This window comes from Devosia insulae DS-56, assembly GCF_000970465.2.
Taxonomy (GTDB): domain Bacteria; phylum Pseudomonadota; class Alphaproteobacteria; order Rhizobiales; family Devosiaceae; genus Devosia_A; species Devosia_A insulae.
On the sequence record NZ_LAJE02000181.1, the window covers coordinates 1 to 18,067 of the forward strand.

Here is an 18,067-nt window from a genome sequence, read left to right on the forward strand (position 1 = left end):
TCCCCGGATCGAACATCCCGAGGTCGATCACGCAGTCATCCGCCTTGGGATAGGCCAGCGTCACATCGATCCGCGTGGTGCCTGCAGGGACGGTGACCGGGATGTAGAAATAGGGGTCTTTCGCCTGGTCGGCGCGAGTGACATTGACCCTTACGATCTGGGTCATGGGTGAGACCCCTCACCCGTCTCGGCCTTCGGCCGATCCACCCTCTCCCCGACGGGGAGAGGAATGGTGCCCCGATTGGGCCGCAGCGCATTCTTCTCCCCGTCGGGGAGAAGGTGGCGCGCAGCGCCGGATGAGGGGTGAGCCACGATGCTCACAGCGGCATCTCTCCATCCGCCGGGATGCGGTTGCCCTCCGCGTCGAACAGCGTCGCGTGCGCGCCGTCGAAGGTGAAGGCCACGTTCTCGCTCGTCTCGACGGCGTCGTCGGTGAAGATCCGCGCCGTCACCCGACCGCCGTCCTGGCGCTCGAAGGTCACCAGCTTTTCGGGACCCATATTCTCGTTGGCGAACAGTTTGCCGCTGACCATGTTGACGTCGTTGATCGTGCCCATGCTCAGGTGCTCCGGACGCACCCCGAGCGTCAGCCCGGCGCCCTTGCCGAGCGCTGCCTTGATCCCCGAGGAGATCGGCAGGTCTCGCACCAGCACGCCGTGTGCGCGCAGCTGCAGCCGCTCGCCCTCGATCGTACCCTCGACCGGGATCATGTTCATCGGCGGGTTGCCGACGAAGTTGGCGACGAACGTCGTCGCCGGCCGGCGATAGATCTCGATCGGCGGCGCGAACTGCACGATGCGGCCGCGATCCATCACCGCAATGCGCGTCGCCAGCGCCATTGCTTCCGCCTGGTCGTGCGTCACGTAGACCGCCGTCATTCCCATGTCGCGCTGCAGGTGGTTGAGGAAGCCGCGCGCTTCCAGCCGAAGCTTCGCGTCGAGGTTGGAAAGCGGTTCGTCGAACAGGTACACCCGGCTCGGATAGACCAGTGCCCGCGCCAGCGAGGTGCGCTGTTGCTGCCCACCCGAGATCTGGCTCGGCAGCCGGTTGAGCAGATCGCCGATCTTCAAGACGTCGGCCACTTCCTTGGCCCGCTTGTGCCGCTTCTCGACACTCTCGCCCCGCACCTTCAGCGGGTAGGCGATGTTGTCGGCGAGGTTCATGTGCGGGTAGAGCGCATAATCCTGGAACACCATCGAGATCTGCCGATCCTTCGGGTGCAGGTGCGTCACGTCATCGGGACCGATCATGATCTTGCCCGAGCTTGGGGTTTCGAGCCCGGCGATCATCCTCAGGCTGGTGGTCTTGCCGCAGCCCGATGGGCCGAGCAGGCAGATGAACTCGCCGTCCGCGACCTTGAAACTGATGTCCGAGACGGCATTGAAGGTGCCGAAGGTTTTGGTGACGTTCTGGAATTCGACCGAGGCCATTACGCTTTGATTCCACCAAAGAAGCGGAAGCCGAACTTCCAGCTGACGAAGAGATAGAGGGCGACGACGGGCAGGGAGTAGATCAGCGAATAGGCCGCGAGCAGCGTCACGATCGGCGTCCCCGCCTCCGAGTAGAACGAGTAGATCGCGACCGACGATGGCATCAGGTCATCCGAGCGCAACAGGATGAAGGGGATCAGGAACGAGCCCCAGATGTTGACGAAGGCCCACACCACCACGACCACGATGCCCGGCCGGATCACCGGCAGCGCCACATCGAAGAACGCCTGCACCGGCGACGCGCCCGCCACCATGGCGCTTTCCTCATAGGTCTTGGGAATGCCGTCGATGAAATCGCGGAGAATGAACATTGCGGTCGGCAGCAGCCCGCCGGCGAACACCAGGATCACCGCGATATGGGTGTCCATCAGCCCGACCGACGAGACGATCAGGAAGATTGGCACCATGGCCGCCGTCCCCGACACCACCGACGAGAACAGCAGCAGCACATAGGTGACGATGCTCTTGCCGGGGATCGACGAGCGGCTCAGCGCATAGGCCGCGAGCGTCGCCGCCGCTGCGACGAGGATCACCCCGCCGACGCTCTGGATCAGGCTGTTGAGCAGCCCGCGCATGGCAAAGCCGTTGCCGAACACCGTGAGGAAGTTCTGCAGTGTCCACGGGTCGGGAATGGCGATGCCGAGTTCCGCCCGTGCGTTGAACGGCGCGAAGATGAACCAGATCAGCGGCAGCGCGAACAGGATGCCGATAATCGCTGCCAGCGCCGAAAAGCCGATGCGGGCGAGCAGTTGCGGAAAGCTCAGCCTCATTCTTCCACCGCCTTGGCTTTCTTGCGGCCGAACGACAGGTAGATCAGCGCGAAGATGAGGTTGATCAGCATGATGATCACCCCCACTGCCGCGCCCTTGCCGAAGTCGAACTCCCGGAAGGCGATGCGGTAGTTGTAGATCGACAGGAGTTCCGTGCGGTAGCTCGGCCCGCCATTGGTCAGGATGAACGGCGTGAACACGTTGAACGTCCACATGGTGATGAGGATCAGGTCGGTGACCACATGGCCGCGGATCAGCGGCAGCCCGATATCGCGGAACTTCTGCCAGCTCGAGGCGCCGGCCACATCGGCCGCCTGGAAATAGCTCGGCGGGATCGAGGCGAAGGCCGAGTTGAACAGCATCATCGAGAAGGCGGCGCCGCGCCACGTGTTGAAGATGACGATCACCCAGAACGGCTGCTGCAGCAGGAAATCTCCCGCAGGCAGCCCGAGCCCCCTGAGGATCATGTTCAGCGTACCGTTGTCGTAATCGAGGAAGGCGAACCACGCGAAGCCGATCACCACCTCCGGCAGGATCCAGGCCGCGATGACGGCGGTTTCGACGATCCGCTTCAGGGCAGGGGGGATGGTCTGCATCAGCCAGGCAAGCAGCAGCCCCAGCAGCGCCTGCCCGACCAGCGCCGACAGCAGCACGAACTGCGTGGTGAGGATCAGCGAAAAGCCGAACTGCCCACGGGTGAAGAACGTCGCCGGGTCGAACAGCTGGAAATAGTTCTGCAGCCCAACGAAATCCGGGCTGAGCGCGGTCTTCCCCAACAGCGTCCGGTTGGTGAACGAAACGAAGATCACCCAGAAGAACGGCAGCAGGACGAAGACGCCAACCAGCGCTGCGGCGGGCGCGAGGAAAGCCGCGCCTGCGCGATGCGAGAGGAGGGAGAAGTTCCTCTTTTTGGTCATGCCTCGCTGCTCCTGACTGAAGCAGACGGCCCCCTCCCATCCTCCCCCATGAAGGGGAAGGTGCCGCATCCAGTGTCTGGCACGATCGAGCCACAGCCCCGACTCTTCACCTCCCCCTTCATGGGGGAGGCCGGGAGGGGGCCGTCTGCCAGCGGCTTCATCTCTTCAAGCAATGTGACAAACCCCAATCGAAAAAGGAACCTCCCCGGCCGCAGACAGGGTGCCGGGGAGGCGTTCCCAGGGAGCGCCCGGCTCAGGGAGGGCCGGGCGTGGGAGGACGTCCTTCGAAGCTAGAGCTTCGAAACCGTGTTGGCTTCGCCGACGATGGCGATCACCGCGGCCTTGTAGGCGGCCATCGCGTCTGCCGGGCTGGCTTCGCCCGAGACGACGCTTTCGGTCATGCGCTGAATCTCGGCCGACACCTTGTTGTAGTTGGGGTCGTTCGGGCGCGCGGTGGTCAGCGGCAACAGACTTTCCTGCGTCTTCTGCAGGTAGACATTGTTCGGCGTCGCCACGTCGTCGCGGATGCGGCGCGCTTCACGGAAGCCCTGGAACGCGGTCAGCGATTCCTGGCTGTTCATGTAGCTGAGGAGCGCCCAGGCCTCGGCCGGGTTCTTGGTGGCGGGGTTGAGCACGAAGCCCGTACCGCCCGAAACCGTCACATAGTCCTGCCCGCGATAGCCCTTGCCCGGCTCCTGCGCCGGCATCGAGGCCCAGGTGACTTCGGCGTCGCGGTTCTCGAGCCCGAATTCGGCGCCCGGCGCCATCACCGAGTTGAAGAACCAGTCGCCTTCGACGAGGAGCGCCGTCTTGCCGTCACGGAAATTGGTGAAGGTGCGGTTGCGGCCATCGCCGAGCAGTTGCGCCCGCTGGTCGCCCAGCTGCTCATCCACATAGATGGTCTTGTAGAGGTTGAGGGTATCGAGGATGCCCTGGCTGGCGACGATGTACTTGCCGTTCTCGTCGACGACGCTTTCGCCCGTCCCGAGGATCGCCATGTAGTAGCCCTGCATGGTGGTGGCTTCGCCCATGTTCACGCCGGCATTGAGCTGCAGCGGGAACGAGTCGGGGTTCGCCTTCTTGATGGCACGGGCTGCGTCGAGCAACTCGGCCCAGGACTTCGGCTGGAAGGCATCGGGGTCGAGCCCGGCCGACTTCAGCAACTCCTTGCGCACGAAGATGGCGCGCACATCGGTGCCGAGCGCCAGGCCATAGGCCTTGCCGCCATAGCTCATCAGCGACTTGGCGCCTTCCGAAATGTGGCTCCAGCCTTCCCAGCTGTTGACGTCGGCGCCGGCCACTTCGTCGAGCGGCTTCAACAGCCCGCCTTCGACGAACGAGGGGATCAGGAAGCCGTCGAACGCCGCAACGTCAGCGCCGGCGCCGGTCGAGAAATCGAGCGCCAGCTGCTGGGTCATCTGCTCGTCCTTGCCGCCGAACTCGTTCAGCGACACGGTGACGTCCTTGCCCTCGGCCTTCATCTTGGCGGTGAAGCCGGGGATCACGCTGTCCTTGATCCAGGTGGCGGTTTCGCTGTTCACCCCGCCGACGACGCAGCGGCAGATCACCGTCAGGTCGACCGCGAAGGCGGGCGTGATCATCGTAGTTGCAGTGGCAAGCCCCAGATACAGGGCGCGCAGGCGATTGCTCATCGCGAAATTCCTCCCTTGGTGGCGCCGCATTGCGGGCGCCGAATTGGCGATAGCGACGGTCAATCCTCCCCGCCGCAGCTCACGATCTCAGAATGAACACGCTTTCATTCATCGTCAAGCCGCAGAATGCTTGTTGCGAATGACAGCGTGATGACGTCAAAACGGAATGTTTGTTCCGTCCGTACAGACGCCGGTCATTGTTCCGTAACATCAGGCGCTTAGGCTGTTTCGTTGCCGGATCGGCTTGACAGCATGCAAAACCGGACGGCAGAACAGTTTTGCACACGATTTCAATCTAGGGCAGCAAGGCAGACCTTTTTGAGCGATCCGGTCACCCGCAACCGCAGCCGCGCGACCGCCGACATGGTGGCTCGCACCGCCAATGTTTCGCGCGTTGCGGTCAGCCGTGCCTTCAACCCGCATGCCTCGATCAAACCGGAGAAGCGCGACCTGATTTTGAAGGTGGCGCAGGAGCTGAATTACACCCCCGACATGGCCGCCCGCTCGATGGTCACCGGCCGCTCGCACCTCGTCGGCATCATCGTGCCCGATGTTTCGGGGCCGTGGGAAAGCCAGGAGCTCGACGCCATGACTACGGCGCTGCAGGCCGAGGGCTTCGCGACGCTGTTGTTCCGCACCCGCGATGACCTGTCGCTCGACGAAACACTCCTCACTTACATGAAGGGCTTCAACCCGGATTCGGTGATCGCCTACGCCGAGAACGTTCGCCCCACCACGCTCGCCCGCGTGCTCGATCGCGCCGTGCCGATCTATATCGGCTACCCCGACGAGGAGGTGTCGGAGGAGGAGGCCGCGCCGCTGTTCGATCGCCTCGACGTGTTGCAGCGCGACGGCATCGAGCAGGCGGTGGCGCTGATGCAGGGCTATGGCGCCCGTCGCTTCGCCTTTCTGGCCGGCAAGACCAACTCGCTCGCCACCCAGTCGCGCGGGCGCATGGTGCGCAAGATCCTCGCAGAGCGTGGCCTGCCGCCGCCCATTCTCATCCAGGGCGACTACATGTACGACACCGCCTATCGCGAGACGCTGAACCAGTTCCGGCTTGGCGAGCCAGTCGATGCGATCTTTGCCGCCAATGACGTCGGCGCGTTCGGCGCCATCGATGCGCTGCGCACCGAGCTCGGCCTGCGTGTGCCGCAGGACGTCAAAGTCGTCGGCTTTGACGACATCCACCAGTCGCACTGGAAGAGCTACAACCTGACCACCGTGAAGCTCGACCTCACCGAGCGCACCCAGGCGCTGCTGCGCTTGATCCTCCGCCGCCTCAAGAACCCCACCTCACCCTCGCTCACCGAAACCGTGTCGACTCGCCTGGTCGTCCGCGGCACCGTGGGCTGATCGCCAGAGTTATGACCCGCAAGATCCATCTGGTCTTCAAGACCCACCTCGACATCGGCTTTACCGACCACGCAGCCAAGGTCCGCGCCCAGTATCACGAGCGCTTCATCCCGCAGGCGATCGATACCGGTGAACACTTCTTCGCCGAGGATCCCGAACATCCGAAATTCATCTGGACCACCGGGGCCTGGCTGATCTGGGATCACCTCAATTCGCAAAGCCCGGAACGCGTGCAGCGCCTCGAGCGCGCCATCGATCGCGGCCTGATCCGCTGGCATGCGCTGCCCTTCACCACCCATTCCGAGCTGATGTCGCCGGCCGTGTTCCGCGCCGGATTGAGCTACAGTCAGGAGCTCGACAAGCGCTTCGGCAAACAGACCATCGCGTCGAAGATGACGGACGTTCCCGGCCACACCATCGGCATCGTGCCGCTGCTCGCCGAGGCCGGCGTCAGGTTCCTGCACCTCGGTGTCAACTCCGCCTCGCCGCCGCCTGACGTTCCCGACGTCTTCCGCTGGCGCGCCCCGGACGGCGCCGAAATCGTTGTGCTGTATCAAAAATCCTACGGCGAGACCTCGTTCCCCGAGGGCTTTGACGAGGGGCTCGGCTTCGCCCACACCAATGACAATATGGGTCCGCAAAGCGTTCCGCAGACCGTTGACGCCTGGCGCGAACTGCAGGGCCATAACCCCGATACCGAGGTCGTTGCCTCGACCCTCGATGCCTATGGCGAAATCCTTTGGGCCCGCCGCGAAGAGTTTCCGGTGGTCGATCTCGAACTCGGTGACAACTGGATCCATGGCGCCGGTACCGACCCCGACAAGCTAAAGCGCTTCCTGCACCTGCAGCGCCTCTACGACCGCTTCGCCGAGGAAGGGCTGACCCCCAGCCGCCTGGCTTTCGGCCGTGGCCTCACCATGGTCGCCGAACACACCTGGGGCGTCGACATCAAATCGTACCTGCGCGACGACCAGGCCTGGGACCGTCCGACTTTCGAAACCGCCCGCGCCGGCGACTATCGCTTCCAGTATTCGGAAGCTTCCTGGGCCGAGCAGCGCGCCTATCTCGATGCCGCGGTCGCCGAACTCGAACCCGCCGACCGGGCTCTCGCCGAGGCGGCCGAGGACCCGACGATCGAAGGCAGCGGCTGGTTCGTAGAGACCGACCCCAGCACCGGCGACGTGATCCTCATCCGCTCCCCCGCCGGCGTCGAGCTGCGCGGGGAGGGGGGCAGCCTCCTCGGCTATCGCTACGAGAGCTACGACGCGTCCGACGTCGCCGCGCACATGGACACCTACCTGACGCACCGCGCGCAGTGGGCCATTCTCGATCACATCAAGCCCGGTCTCGATCAGGCCGCCTCGGCGCGCTCCCTGAGCTTCACCCCGAAACTGGTGGACGGCGCCGCGACCCTCGATACGGCCGCGCACGCTACCCTCGGCGCGCCCGCGCGCATCGCCTACCGCTTCCGCGCTCTCGACAGCCGTCACCTCGAGATCACCGTCGAGCTGCTCGACAAGCCCGCCAATCGGATGCCGGAAGCGGGCTTCGTCACCTTCACGCCCTCGGGTGCGCACGATTGGCAGTTCCTGAAAATGGGCCAGTGGTTGCCGGCGAACCGCATTGCCACCAAGGGCGGTGGTCAACTGCAGGCGGTCGCCGCCGTGCGGACCATCGGCGTCGAACTCCGACCGCTTGACACCCCGCTGGTCGCGCCCACCGCGACGAAGTTCATGCCGTTCAACCCCAGCCCGCCGGATTTCTCCGCCGGCCTGCGCTTCAACCTCCACAACAACAAATGGGGCACCAACTTCCCCATGTGGTGGGGCGCCGAGCGGTTTGAGGCCAGGTTCGTGCTGGAGCTCTAAACAGCTTCGCTTTCGTTGCCTGCGTCCAAACCGAGGAACAGTCGGATCGCGGAATTCATTCGACCGATGCCGGCCGAGTCCAATTCGCCAATCTGCCTGCCGAGCTTCGAGCGGGGGATGGTAGCAATCTTGTCCGCCATAAGCTGGCTTTCGGCTATCAGGCCATTGGTCACCGTGGGGGCCACGGTCACGCGCATCAGCGGCACCTCCCTGAGATCTGTCGTTAGGGGACAGATCGTGATCGAGTTGGTTTCACTGAAGAGATCGTCTTGAATGATAACGACCGGACGTGGCTTACGTCCGTACTCGGTACTATTGGCAGCGGTCCATATTTGGCCCCGCTTCACTTCTCATTCCGCCAGGTCTCGCTGTCCGGATCGTTCCACTCCTGCAGTGAGTCGATGAAGGCCTGATCCTCAGCCTCTGTAGGGCTTTGAGCGGCGATCAGAGACTGCCTGTGTGCCTCACGCCGAAACTCCTCGCTCCGCGTATCCGGCACCCAGATCTGGATTGGTCGAAGGCCCTGCGCTCGGAGCCTTGCCCTGTGCTCGCGCACCCGTTGCTTGCTGGACTTCGCTGTCGATGCCATCGCGGCCTCCGTTACATGTAACGTAGGCGCGACCACCTCAAAAGTCCACCTACCCCAGTACCGAAGCCGCGATCACGCCGGCAAAGCCGACCAGCGCTACCGAGGCGACCTTGCGCACCAAGCCGGTGTGCCGGTCGCCGGCAGCCGCCCTGATCGCTCGACCCAAGAGGATCCACGCGAACCCCACCAGCGGCACCATCAGGGCGAAGCCGAGCACGTACCAAGCGAGCTGCGGATGGTTGGTCGGGATGATGCTGAGCGAGAAGATCAGCGCCTTGGGGTTGAGCAGGGTGGTGACGAACACCGCCTGCATGCCGATGCTCGCCTGGCTTTGCGTCAGCCCGGCATTGTGGCGCCACAGCTTGATCGCCGTCCAGATCAGGTAGGCGACCACCGCCGCCTTGAGCGCCACGCCCACCAGCGGATAGCTGTGGATCACCGGCCCCAGGACGATGCGGATCGTGCCGACGGCGATCAGGTAGCCGGCGAGCTCGGCCACCAGCAGCTGCACCGACCGTCGCATTCCGACCGTCGCGCCCGATGTCGCCAATAGCGTATTGGTCGGCCCTGGCGTGCCAAGCAGCGTCAGCACCGCAAGCATGAACAGGATCGGGTCGGTCATCGGGGTAGGGGTCTCATACGCGCTACGCGTGAGTCCAGCCGATCAGCGGCCGGCGCGCAAGAGCCTCACCTGAGGTAATGCGCCCGCATCTGCCGCGGCGTCAGCCCATAGGCATTGCGGAACTGCACATAGAACTGGCTCAGCGCCGAAAACCCGCTCTCAAACGCCACGTTCTCGATCGACAGGCTCCCCTCGAACAGCAGCGAGCGTGCCCGGATCAGCCGCATGCGCACCACGAACTTGTGCATCGGCACCCGCATCACCTCGGTGAACAGGTTGAGCGCATAGTTGGGGTGGAGGCCCACGACCTTCGCCACATCCTCGGCCCTGAGCGGCTCGGAGAGGTTTTCGAGGATGTGACGGATCATCGCCACCACATAGCGCAGCGGCGACGCGGCCCGCGTCGTCGAGCCGACGCTCTCGATCCACGGTTCCATCAGGATATCCCAACCGGTCACTGCCGCCCGGCGCAGCATCAGCGCGATCTCTTCCTTGAGGATGTCCGTGCGCTCGGCATCGCCCGAGCGATAATCCTGGTACCAGCGGGTCAGGGTGTCGGCGCCGATCGTCTCGGGCGGCAGCATCACCACCCCGCCGCCCATCATCGTTTCGGTGAGCTGCCCAAGGTTCGGCATGTGCAGAAAATTGTCGAGCGGCAGGTAAACGTTGCACTGCCGGCTGTCGTGGTTCACCCCAAAGTCGATCGCCGTGGTCTGATGCGGGATGCCGGCCCAGAACAGCACCAGCCGGCCCGACGGGATTCGCAGCGGCCGTCCGTCGATGACGTAGTCCATGCTGCCTGTGGTCAGCCAGTTCAGCTCGATATGACCGTGGAAGTGCTCTTCCGGCATGATCTGCGGATCGAACCAACGAATGCCGAAGCGTCCAAACGCCTGTGTCTGCGCGTAAAACCGCCGGTCCGGACGTGGCACCGGGGCGGTGGCCTTCTCGCGTGGCTTGCCCGGCAGGAAGTGCTGCTGATGTTCGTTCATCGGTCCTGCGACAATCTGTAAAAACCGGAAATACTCATTCAGATAATCGGATTGTTCGCTTTAGTGCAAGGTCTACCCTTTTGAGGCTGGGACAAGTGGTGGTGGGTTGGAGGCCTGCCGCCGGGTGCGTGTTGTGCCGGTCTCGAGCCTAGGGAGGAAACATGCGTAAACACCTATTTGCCCTTGGCGGGGCAAGCCTTCTGCTCGGCGTGTCGCTGCTCGCAGCGCAGGCCCAGACAGTGCCGCCGACCACGCCGCCCGATCCGCCGAAATTCGATGCCCAGGGCACCCCGAACTTCGTCGGTATCGGCGATATCTACGAGTACAGGACGCTCCCGGCTTACAACGAGCCCGAATACGTGAAGGCCTTCGAGGCGGCGGGCAAGTTGCCGCCGCTGGTCGATCGCCTGCCCAAGGAGCCGATGGTATTCAAGTCGACCAACATGCCCGATGGCATCGGCGTCTATGGCGACGTCATGCGCCATGTGATCGGCGGCCGGCCGGAAGGCTGGAACTATATGGCCGGCCAGTCACAGGGCTGGGGCGGCATCGATATCGGCACCATGGAGTGCCTGACGCGTACGGCGTTGCTATATGAGGTCAAAGCCGAAGACCTGGCGCCCATGCCCAACCTCGCCATGAGCTGGGAATGGAGCGAAGACGGCCACAAGCTGACCATGCACCTCGTCGAAGGTGCCAAGTGGTCGGATGGCGTCGAGTTCACCTCGGAAGACGCCATATTTTACTGGGAAGACAACGTCGTCGATCCGAATGTGACGCCGCTCAACGGCGCGTCGCCGGAAATGTTCGGCGAGGGCACCACGCTCGAGGCCCCCGACAAGTACACGCTGGTCTGGACCTTCAAGGAAGCCTTCCCGCGCCAGTACCTGTACCAGATGGCTTACGGCAACTTCTGCCCCGGACCGGCGCACATCTTCAAGCCGCTGCATCCCAAGTACAAGGCCGGCGCCACCTACGACGAGTACAAGAACGCCATCAAGCCCGAATACATGAACATCCCGGTGATGGGCGCCTGGGTCCCCGTTGAATACCGGCCTGACGACATCGTCGTGCTGCGCCGCAACCCGTACTACTGGAAGGTCGATGACCAGGGCAATCAGCTGCCCTATCTCAATGAAGTCCAGTATCGCCTGTCGACCTGGGCCGACCGTGACGTGCAGGCCGTGGCCGGTACCGGCGACTTCTCCAACCTCGAGCAGGCCGAAAGCTATGTCGAGGCGCTGAAGCGCTCCGCCGATCCGAACGCTCCTGCCCGTCTCGCCTTCGGTGCGCGCACCATCGGCTACACGCTCTACCCGAACCTCAGCGGCAATGGCTGGGGCGAGCCGGACGAGCGTCAGCAGGCGATCCGCGAACTGAACCGTAACGAAGACTTCCGCAAGGCCGTCACCTACGCGCTCGATCGTCAGCGTCTCGGCGAGGCCCTGGTGAAGGGTCCGTTCACCGCCATCTATCCGGGCGGTCTCTATGCCGGCACGACCTACTACGACAAGGATTCGACCGTGTACTATCCGTACTCGCTCGAAGACGCCAAGGCGCTGCTGGAAAAGGCAGGGCTCAAGGACACGGACGGCAATGGCGTGGTCAACTTCCCGGCTGGTACCGCCGGCGGTGCGGACGTGGAAGTCACGCTCCTCGCCAACGCGGACTACCAGACCGACAAGAACCTCGCCGAAGGCGTTATCGCGATGATGGAGCCGCTCGGCATCCGCGTCATCGCCAACTTCCTGACCGGTACGCAGCACGACGCGACCTACCAGTCGGGCAAGTTCGACTGGCGTGTTGCCCGTAACGGTTCGGAACTGATCTCCGTGGTCCAGAATACGACGGCGCTCGCGCCGACTGGCCCGCAGGTCAGCGGTTCGCACCGCGCCGGCACCGATGGCACGCTGGATCTGCTGCCGTGGGAGAAGGATCTGGTCGACACCGTCAATGCGTTCATCGCTACCGATGACACCGCAAAGCGCCTCGACCTGATGAAGACCTATCAGAAGATCTATACCGAGAACCTGTTCGGTATCGGCCTGACCCAGTACCCGGGTGCTCTGATCATCAACAAGCGCTTCGCCAATATCCCGGCCGGCGCTCCGATCTTCATGTTCAACTGGGCTGAAGACAACATTATCCGTGAACGCGTGTTCGTGCCTGCCGACAAGCAGCAGGGCTACGAACTGCACCCCGACACCCTCCCGGGTGAGCCGGGCTCTGCCGGGCCGGTGAAACTCTAATCCCCGACCTGACGGAATCCGGGCAAGGGGGCTCCGGCCCCCTTGCCGCCTAACCGGAGGAGACTTTTGAAATGCACCTGCTGCGCTTTCTGGTGACCCGTGTCCTGGCTGCCCTGCCGGTCCTGCTGATTCTCAGCGTCGTTACCTTCGGCATCATCCAGGCACCTCCGGGCGACTACGGCGACTACATCCGCTCCATGCTCATCAATCAGGGTGGGGCAACGATGGAGGAAGCCGAGAAACAGGCCGACATCTATCGCGAGCAGAACGGGCTCAACGATCCGCTGCCGGTCCAGTACGTCAACTGGATCACCGGCATCGTCACACGTTTCGATTTCGGCCATTCGCTCTATTACAACAAGCCCGTCGGTGACGTCGTGGCGGAGCGCCTGCCGCGTACCGTCCTTCTGGCGCTCACCTGTCACTTCTTCGCGTCGGTGATTGGCATCGGTATGGGCATCATCGCTGCCACCCGACAATATAGCTGGATCGACACCACCTTCGGCGTCATCTCGTTTCTCGGCATGACCGTGCCACGTTTCCTGCTGGCGCTGATCATCATTTACATCCTCGCCTTCAAGCTGAACGTGCAGGAGCTCGGGAGCTTCTTCTCCTCGAGATATGGAGGCGCGCCCTGGAGCTGGGACAAGTTCGTCAACCTGGTGCAGCACGTCTGGCCAGTGGTCTTCATCGCCACCTTCGGCGGCTTGGCCTACAATATGCGCGTTATGCGGGCGAACCTGCTCGACGTGCTCAATAGCCAGTACGTGGAGACTGCCCGGGCCAAGGGTATGTCGGAGGGCGCCGTGATCATGAAGCACGCCGTTCCTAATGCGCTGCATCCGCTCATTGCCTATCAGGGCGTGGCGCTGCCCTACATGCTCACCGGCGAGATCGAGGTCGCCATCGTCTTCGGCCTCGCGACTGTCGGGCCGGCCATTGTCGGCTCGATGGCCGTGGGCGACGTCTACGTCACCGCCACCTTCGTGCTCGTCCTCGCCGCCACGCTGATCATCGGCAACATCATCGCCGATCTGCTGCTCGCCGCAGTCGATCCCCGTGTCCGTCTTGGCGGGGAGAACCGCGAATGAGCACCATCGCCGACAAGCCGACCCTCACGACCACCGAAACCGGCGCCGCCAACTCTGCCGAACTCGCCACCCCCACCGGGCACCAGCTGCCGCCGGCCGACCCACTGGCCGACGGAAAGACTGTCACGCCCACCGGACGCTTTGCCCACGGCAACGAGACCTATGCCGCCCTGGTCTGGCGGCGCTTCCGTCGCTCAACCATGGGCATGATCGGGCTGGTGCTCACCGTCGCGCTGATCCTCATGGCCATCTTTGGCGATTTCTTCGCGCCGATGGACCCAAAGCGGGCCGAAATCGCCTTCGCGCCGCCCGACCACGTCGAGTTCAGCGCCCCCGATGGCAGCTTCAGCCTTGTTCCTTTCGTCTACCCGATCATCGAGACCGGTGAGTTCGACCCCGTCACCTTCCAGCCGATGACCGGTCCGGACAAGACCAACCCCACTGCGCTCGGCTTCTTTGTCCCAGGGCACCGCTACAATCTGCTCGGCGTCATCCCGGCCAACATCCACTTCTTCGGCTCGGTCGACGGCCGGCCGATCCACTTCCTCGGCACCGACAAGTTCGGCCGTGATATCCTGTCGCGCGGTATCGTTGGCTCGCAGATCTCGCTCACCATTGCCCTGGTGGTGGTGCTGCTGACGACCACGATCGGCACGCTCGTAGGCATTGCTTCGGGCTATGTCGGTGGCCGGGTCGATGCCTGGGTGCAGCGTTTCGTCGACCTCGTCCTCGCCTTCCCGCAGCTACCACTCTACCTGGCGCTCGCCTCGCTGATCCCGGTGACGGCGCCCTCGCCGGTGTTCATTGCCTTCGTCATCGGCGTCATGGCGGTGCTCGGCTGGGCCCAGTTGGCCCGCGAGGTGCGCTCCAAAACCCTGGCGCTTGCCCGCATCGAGTATGTGCGCGCCGCTGTCGCGGTGGGCTCGTCCGACTGGCGCATCATCCTGCGTCACATCCTGCCCAACGTTTCGAGCCACCTGATCGTCGCGGTGACCATCGCCATCCCCTCGGTCGTGCTGCTCGAGAGCTTCCTCGGCTACCTCGGCTTCGCCGTGAAGCCGCCGCTGATCTCCTGGGGCCTGATGCTGCAGGATACCGGCACCTTCTCGGTGATCGGCTCCTATCCCTGGATCCTCTCGCCCGTCGTCTTCGTGCTGATCACCGTGTTCGCTTTCAATGCGCTCGGCGACGGCCTCCGCGACGCCATCGATCCCTATTGAGGTGAAGAGATGAGCCCCATCGATACCAATGATCTCTCGCCGCCGGAGCGCTACGACCTGGGCAGCCACGGTCGTGAACTGATCCTCGACGCCCGCAACATCGCGGTCGATTTCAAGGTCGAAGGCGGCATCGTCAATGCCGTGCGCGATGTCTCGTTCCAGCTCCACAAAGGCGAGACCATCGCGCTGGTCGGGGAGAGCGGCTCGGGCAAGTCGGTTACCGCCCGCACGGTGATGCGCCTGCTCACCCGGCGCGCAACGATCAGCGGCAAGTCCCGCATCACGCTCGGCGACAAGGACATCCTGAAGCTGCCCGATGCCGGGATGCGCAAGCTCCGCGGCAACGACATGTCGATGATCTTCCAGGAGCCGATGAGCTCGCTGAACCCGATCTACACCGTCGGCGCCCAGCTCTGCGAAATCCTCCACCTGCACAACCGTATCTCGGGCGCCGAAGCCATGAAGCGCGCCCGGCAGTTGCTGGAAGACGTGCAGATTCCCGAGCCCGAAGCGCGGCTTCGCCAGTATCCGCACCAGATGTCGGGTGGCCAGCGCCAGCGCGTGATGATCGCCATGGCGCTCGCCAACCGCCCCGACGTGCTGATCGCGGACGAGCCGACCACGGCGCTCGACGTCACCGTGCAGGCGCAGATCCTCAACCTGATCAAGGATCTGAAGTCCAAGTACGGCATGGCGGTGATCCTCATCACCCACGACCTGACCATCGTCAAGCAGTTCTCCGAATACGTCTATGTCATGCAGAACGGTCGGGTTCAGGAGCACAACACCACAGAGGCGCTGTTCGCCAATCCGCGCCATAGCTACACCCGGCATTTGCTCGCTTCCGAACCCAAGGGCTCGGCCAAGCCGATCGAAGCCAACTCGCCGACCGTGCTCGAGGGCAAGGACGTGAAGGTTGCCTTCACCCTGAAGCGTGGCGGTTTCTTCAGCCCGGATTTCTTCGAGCTGGTCGCCGTCGACAAGCTGTCGCTCAATCTGAAGAAGCACGAGACCCTTGGCCTCGTCGGCGAATCCGGCTCGGGCAAGACCACTTTCGGCCAGGCGCTGATCCGCCTCATCGGCAATCAGGGTGGCGAGATCCTGTTCGATGGCGAGCGCATCGACACCAAGGATCGCAAGGCCATGCGTCCGCTGCGCAGCCGCATGCAGATCGTCTTCCAGGATCCGTTCGCCTCGCTGAACCCGCGCATGAGCGTGCGCCAGATCATCGAGGAAGGCCTGGTCGTCAACGGGCTTGGCGGCAACTCCCGCGAGCGAGGGGACCGGGTGCGGCAGGCGCTGCGTGATGCCGGGCTGCCCGACACCATTCTGAACCGCTTCCCGCACGAGTTCTCGGGCGGTCAGCGCCAGCGCCTGGCCATCGCCCGCGCCATCGCGCTCGAGCCGGAGTTCATCCTGTTGGATGAGCCGACCTCGGCGCTCGACCTCTCGGTGCAGGCCCAGATCATCGAGCTGCTGCGCAAGCTGCAGGCGGAGAAGGGCCTCAGCTACCTGTTCATTTCACACGACCTCAAGGTCGTCAAAGCCCTGTGCCACCGGGTGATGGTCATGCAGTACGGCAAGATCGTCGAACAGGGGCCGGTCAGCGAGGTTCTGGAGAACCCCAAGACCGAATACACATCGCGGCTCGTCCGAGCCGCCTTCGAAATCGCGGCCTGATCCGCCGCCGAACTGGACCTATCGGAGAGACTTATGGCCAACCCCAAGATCACCTTCATCGGCCCCGGCTCGTCGGTGTTCATGAAGAACATCGTCGGCGACATCCTGCAGCGCGAGGCGCTGACCGGCGCCGAGATCCGCCTGATGGACATCAACCCGCAGCGCCTCGAAGAGAGCGCCATCATCGCCGGCAAGCTGGTGAACACCCTCGGCGTCCCCGCCACGGTGAAGACCTTCTCCAACCAGCGCGAGGCGCTCGACGGCACCAATTTCGTCGTCGTCTGCTTCCAGATCGGCGGCTACGAGCCGTCGACCGTCGTCGATTTCGAGGTGCCCAAGAAGTACAACCTGCGCCAGACCATTGCCGATACGCTCGGCGTCGGCGGCATCATGCGCGGCCTGCGCACCGTGCCGCATCTGTGGTCGATCTGCGAGGACATGCTGCAAGTCGCCCCCGAGGCGGTGATGCTGCAATACGTCAACCCGATGGCCATCAATACCTGGGCCATTGCCGAGAAGTACCCGACCATCAAGCAGGTCGGCCTCTGCCACTCGGTGCAGGGCACCGCCATGGAATTGGCCCATGATCTCGAGATTCCGTACTCGGAGATCCGCTACCGCTCGGCCGGCATCAATCACATGGCCTTCTACCTGAAGTTCGAGCATCGCCAGCCCGATGGCTCCTACCGCGACCTCTATCCGGACCTGGTGCGCGCTTACCGCGAGGGCAGGGCGCCCAAGCCGACCTGGAACCCGCGCTGCCCCAACAAGGTGCGCTACGAGATGCTGACGCGCCTCGGGTACTTCGTCACCGAGAGCTCCGAGCACTTCGCTGAGTACACCCCGTACTTCATCAAGGAAGGCCGCGAGGACATCATCGAGAAGTTCGGTATTCCGCTGGACGAGTATCCCAAGCGCTGCGTCGAGCAGATCGCCCGCTGGAAGACCACCTCCGAGGAGTACCGCAAGGCCAACACCATCGAGGTCAAGCAGAGCAAGGAGTACGCCTCCGAGATCGTCAACTCGGTGTGGACCGGTGAGCCCGGCGTCATCTACGGCAACGTCCGCAATAACGGCGTCATCACCAACCTGCCGTACAACGCCGCCGTCGAAGTGCCCTGCCTCGTCGACGCCTCAGGCATCCAGCCGACCTATATCGGCGACCTGCCACCGCAGCTCACCGCGCTGATCCGCACCAACATCAACGTGCAGGAACTCACCGTCGCAGCGCTGATGACTGAGAACAAGGAGCACATCTACCACGCTGCGATGATGGATCCGCATACTGCTGCAGAACTCGACCTCGAGCAGATCTGGAACCTCACCGACGACCTGCTCGCCGCCCACGGCGACTGGATCCCCACCTGGGCCCGTCCCGCCAAGAAGCAGCGGGTGGCGTAAGCGTACTGATTGAGACGGCCCCCTCCCATCCTCCCCCATGAAGGGGGAGGTGCCCCGCCGGTTCACCTGGCACGAATCGAAGACAGAGCCTCGACTCTTCACCTCCCCCTTCATGGGGGAGGCCGGGAGGGGGCCGTCTGCTTCAGTAAGGCACAGTCGCCTCCCTGACC

The 18,067-nt window shown here is 63.7% G+C and carries 15 protein-coding genes; 7 read left to right on the top strand and 8 right to left on the bottom strand.

Going from position 1 to position 18,067, the window contains the following annotated elements; translation table 11 throughout:
• Positions 1–317 precede the first annotated feature (317 nt).
• The 4 genes from VW23_RS12605 to VW23_RS12620 all read right to left on the bottom strand — a co-directional run bounded on the left by VW23_RS12605 (position 318) and on the right by VW23_RS12620 (position 4,829).
• Positions 318–1,430, bottom strand: a complete 1,113-nt coding sequence (locus VW23_RS12605; RefSeq protein ID WP_069909925.1) for an ABC transporter ATP-binding protein — start codon at positions 1,428–1,430, stop codon at positions 318–320.
• Positions 1,430–2,260 (bottom strand): carbohydrate ABC transporter permease, encoded by an 831-nt coding sequence (locus tag VW23_RS12610; RefSeq protein WP_055997761.1) that lies wholly within the window; start codon positions 2,258–2,260, stop codon positions 1,430–1,432. Before VW23_RS12610 ends, VW23_RS12605 begins: the two co-directional genes overlap by 1 nt.
• On the bottom strand, positions 2,257–3,177 hold the full coding sequence (locus VW23_RS12615) for a carbohydrate ABC transporter permease (RefSeq protein WP_069909926.1): 921 nt from the start codon (positions 3,175–3,177) through the stop codon (positions 2,257–2,259). The genes VW23_RS12610 and VW23_RS12615 overlap by 4 nt, the downstream gene beginning before the upstream one ends.
• 290 nt (positions 3,178–3,467) lie before the next feature.
• The gene (locus tag VW23_RS12620; RefSeq protein ID WP_069909927.1) at positions 3,468–4,829 is read right to left on the bottom strand and encodes an extracellular solute-binding protein; all 1,362 of its coding nucleotides are present in this window, start codon (positions 4,827–4,829) and stop codon (positions 3,468–3,470) included.
• Between the two features lie 318 nt (positions 4,830–5,147).
• Here VW23_RS12620 and VW23_RS12625 point away from each other — a divergent pair, with 318 nt between their 5' ends.
• On the top strand, positions 5,148–6,185 hold the full coding sequence (locus VW23_RS12625; protein ID WP_244513545.1) for a LacI family DNA-binding transcriptional regulator: 1,038 nt from the start codon (positions 5,148–5,150) through the stop codon (positions 6,183–6,185).
• Between the two features lie 11 nt (positions 6,186–6,196).
• Positions 6,197–8,053, top strand: a complete 1,857-nt coding sequence (locus tag VW23_RS12630) for a DUF5054 domain-containing protein (RefSeq protein ID WP_069909928.1) — start codon at positions 6,197–6,199, stop codon at positions 8,051–8,053.
• Here VW23_RS12630 and VW23_RS12635 read toward each other — a convergent pair.
• The 4 genes from VW23_RS12635 to VW23_RS12650 all read right to left on the bottom strand — a co-directional run bounded on the left by VW23_RS12635 (position 8,050) and on the right by VW23_RS12650 (position 10,256).
• Entirely contained in the window at positions 8,050–8,400 is a 351-nt protein-coding gene (locus VW23_RS12635) for a type II toxin-antitoxin system PemK/MazF family toxin (RefSeq protein ID WP_069909929.1), read from the bottom strand. The genes VW23_RS12630 and VW23_RS12635 overlap by 4 nt on opposite strands.
• A complete protein-coding gene (locus tag VW23_RS12640) occupies positions 8,397–8,642 on the bottom strand; it encodes an antitoxin MazE family protein (RefSeq protein WP_069909930.1) in 246 nt (81 codons plus the stop codon). The genes VW23_RS12635 and VW23_RS12640 overlap by 4 nt, the downstream gene beginning before the upstream one ends.
• Positions 8,643–8,691: 49 nt before the next feature.
• A complete protein-coding gene (locus VW23_RS12645; protein ID WP_069909931.1) occupies positions 8,692–9,264 on the bottom strand; it encodes a LysE family translocator in 573 nt (190 codons plus the stop codon).
• Positions 9,265–9,329: 65 nt separating this feature from the next.
• The gene (locus tag VW23_RS12650; protein ID WP_069909932.1) at positions 9,330–10,256 is read right to left on the bottom strand and encodes a helix-turn-helix domain-containing protein; all 927 of its coding nucleotides are present in this window, start codon (positions 10,254–10,256) and stop codon (positions 9,330–9,332) included.
• A 161-nt stretch (positions 10,257–10,417) separates the two neighbouring features.
• Here VW23_RS12650 and VW23_RS12655 point away from each other — a divergent pair, with 161 nt between their 5' ends.
• The 5 genes from VW23_RS12655 (at position 10,418) to melA (ending at position 17,897) form a co-directional block, all read left to right on the top strand.
• Entirely contained in the window at positions 10,418–12,505 is a 2,088-nt protein-coding gene (locus VW23_RS12655; RefSeq protein WP_069909933.1) for an ABC transporter substrate-binding protein, read from the top strand.
• 77 nt (positions 12,506–12,582) lie between these two features.
• Complete coding sequence (locus VW23_RS12660; RefSeq protein ID WP_069909936.1) at positions 12,583–13,596, top strand: ABC transporter permease; 1,014 nt, start codon at positions 12,583–12,585, stop codon at positions 13,594–13,596.
• Positions 13,593–14,816, top strand: coding sequence for an ABC transporter permease (locus VW23_RS12665; protein WP_084646021.1), 1,224 nt, complete (start codon positions 13,593–13,595; stop codon positions 14,814–14,816). The genes VW23_RS12660 and VW23_RS12665 overlap by 4 nt, the downstream gene beginning before the upstream one ends.
• A 9-nt stretch (positions 14,817–14,825) precedes the next feature.
• Positions 14,826–16,496, top strand: a complete 1,671-nt coding sequence (locus tag VW23_RS12670; RefSeq protein WP_084646023.1) for an ABC transporter ATP-binding protein — start codon at positions 14,826–14,828, stop codon at positions 16,494–16,496.
• 33 nt (positions 16,497–16,529) lie between these two features.
• Positions 16,530–17,897, top strand: a complete 1,368-nt coding sequence (melA, locus tag VW23_RS12675; protein WP_069909934.1) for an alpha-glucosidase/alpha-galactosidase — start codon at positions 16,530–16,532, stop codon at positions 17,895–17,897.
• The last annotated feature ends 170 nt before the right edge of the window (positions 17,898–18,067 follow it).

Coding starts and splice junctions, on each gene's coding strand:
- VW23_RS12605 (WP_069909925.1), bottom strand. CDS start 1,430: ATGGCCTCGGTCGAATTCCAGAACGTCACCAAAACCTTCGGCACCTTC.
- VW23_RS12610 (WP_055997761.1), bottom strand. CDS start 2,260: ATGAGGCTGAGCTTTCCGCAACTGCTCGCCCGCATCGGCTTTTCGGCG.
- VW23_RS12615 (WP_069909926.1), bottom strand. CDS start 3,177: ATGACCAAAAAGAGGAACTTCTCCCTCCTCTCGCATCGCGCAGGCGCG.
- VW23_RS12620 (WP_069909927.1), bottom strand. CDS start 4,829: ATGAGCAATCGCCTGCGCGCCCTGTATCTGGGGCTTGCCACTGCAACT.
- VW23_RS12630 (WP_069909928.1), top strand. CDS start 6,197: ATGACCCGCAAGATCCATCTGGTCTTCAAGACCCACCTCGACATCGGC.
- VW23_RS12640 (WP_069909930.1), bottom strand. CDS start 8,642: ATGGCATCGACAGCGAAGTCCAGCAAGCAACGGGTGCGCGAGCACAGG.
- VW23_RS12645 (WP_069909931.1), bottom strand. CDS start 9,264: ATGACCGACCCGATCCTGTTCATGCTTGCGGTGCTGACGCTGCTTGGC.
- VW23_RS12650 (WP_069909932.1), bottom strand. CDS start 10,256: ATGAACGAACATCAGCAGCACTTCCTGCCGGGCAAGCCACGCGAGAAG.
- VW23_RS12655 (WP_069909933.1), top strand. CDS start 10,418: ATGCGTAAACACCTATTTGCCCTTGGCGGGGCAAGCCTTCTGCTCGGC.
- VW23_RS12665 (WP_084646021.1), top strand. CDS start 13,593: ATGAGCACCATCGCCGACAAGCCGACCCTCACGACCACCGAAACCGGC.
- VW23_RS12670 (WP_084646023.1), top strand. CDS start 14,826: ATGAGCCCCATCGATACCAATGATCTCTCGCCGCCGGAGCGCTACGAC.
- melA (WP_069909934.1), top strand. CDS start 16,530: ATGGCCAACCCCAAGATCACCTTCATCGGCCCCGGCTCGTCGGTGTTC.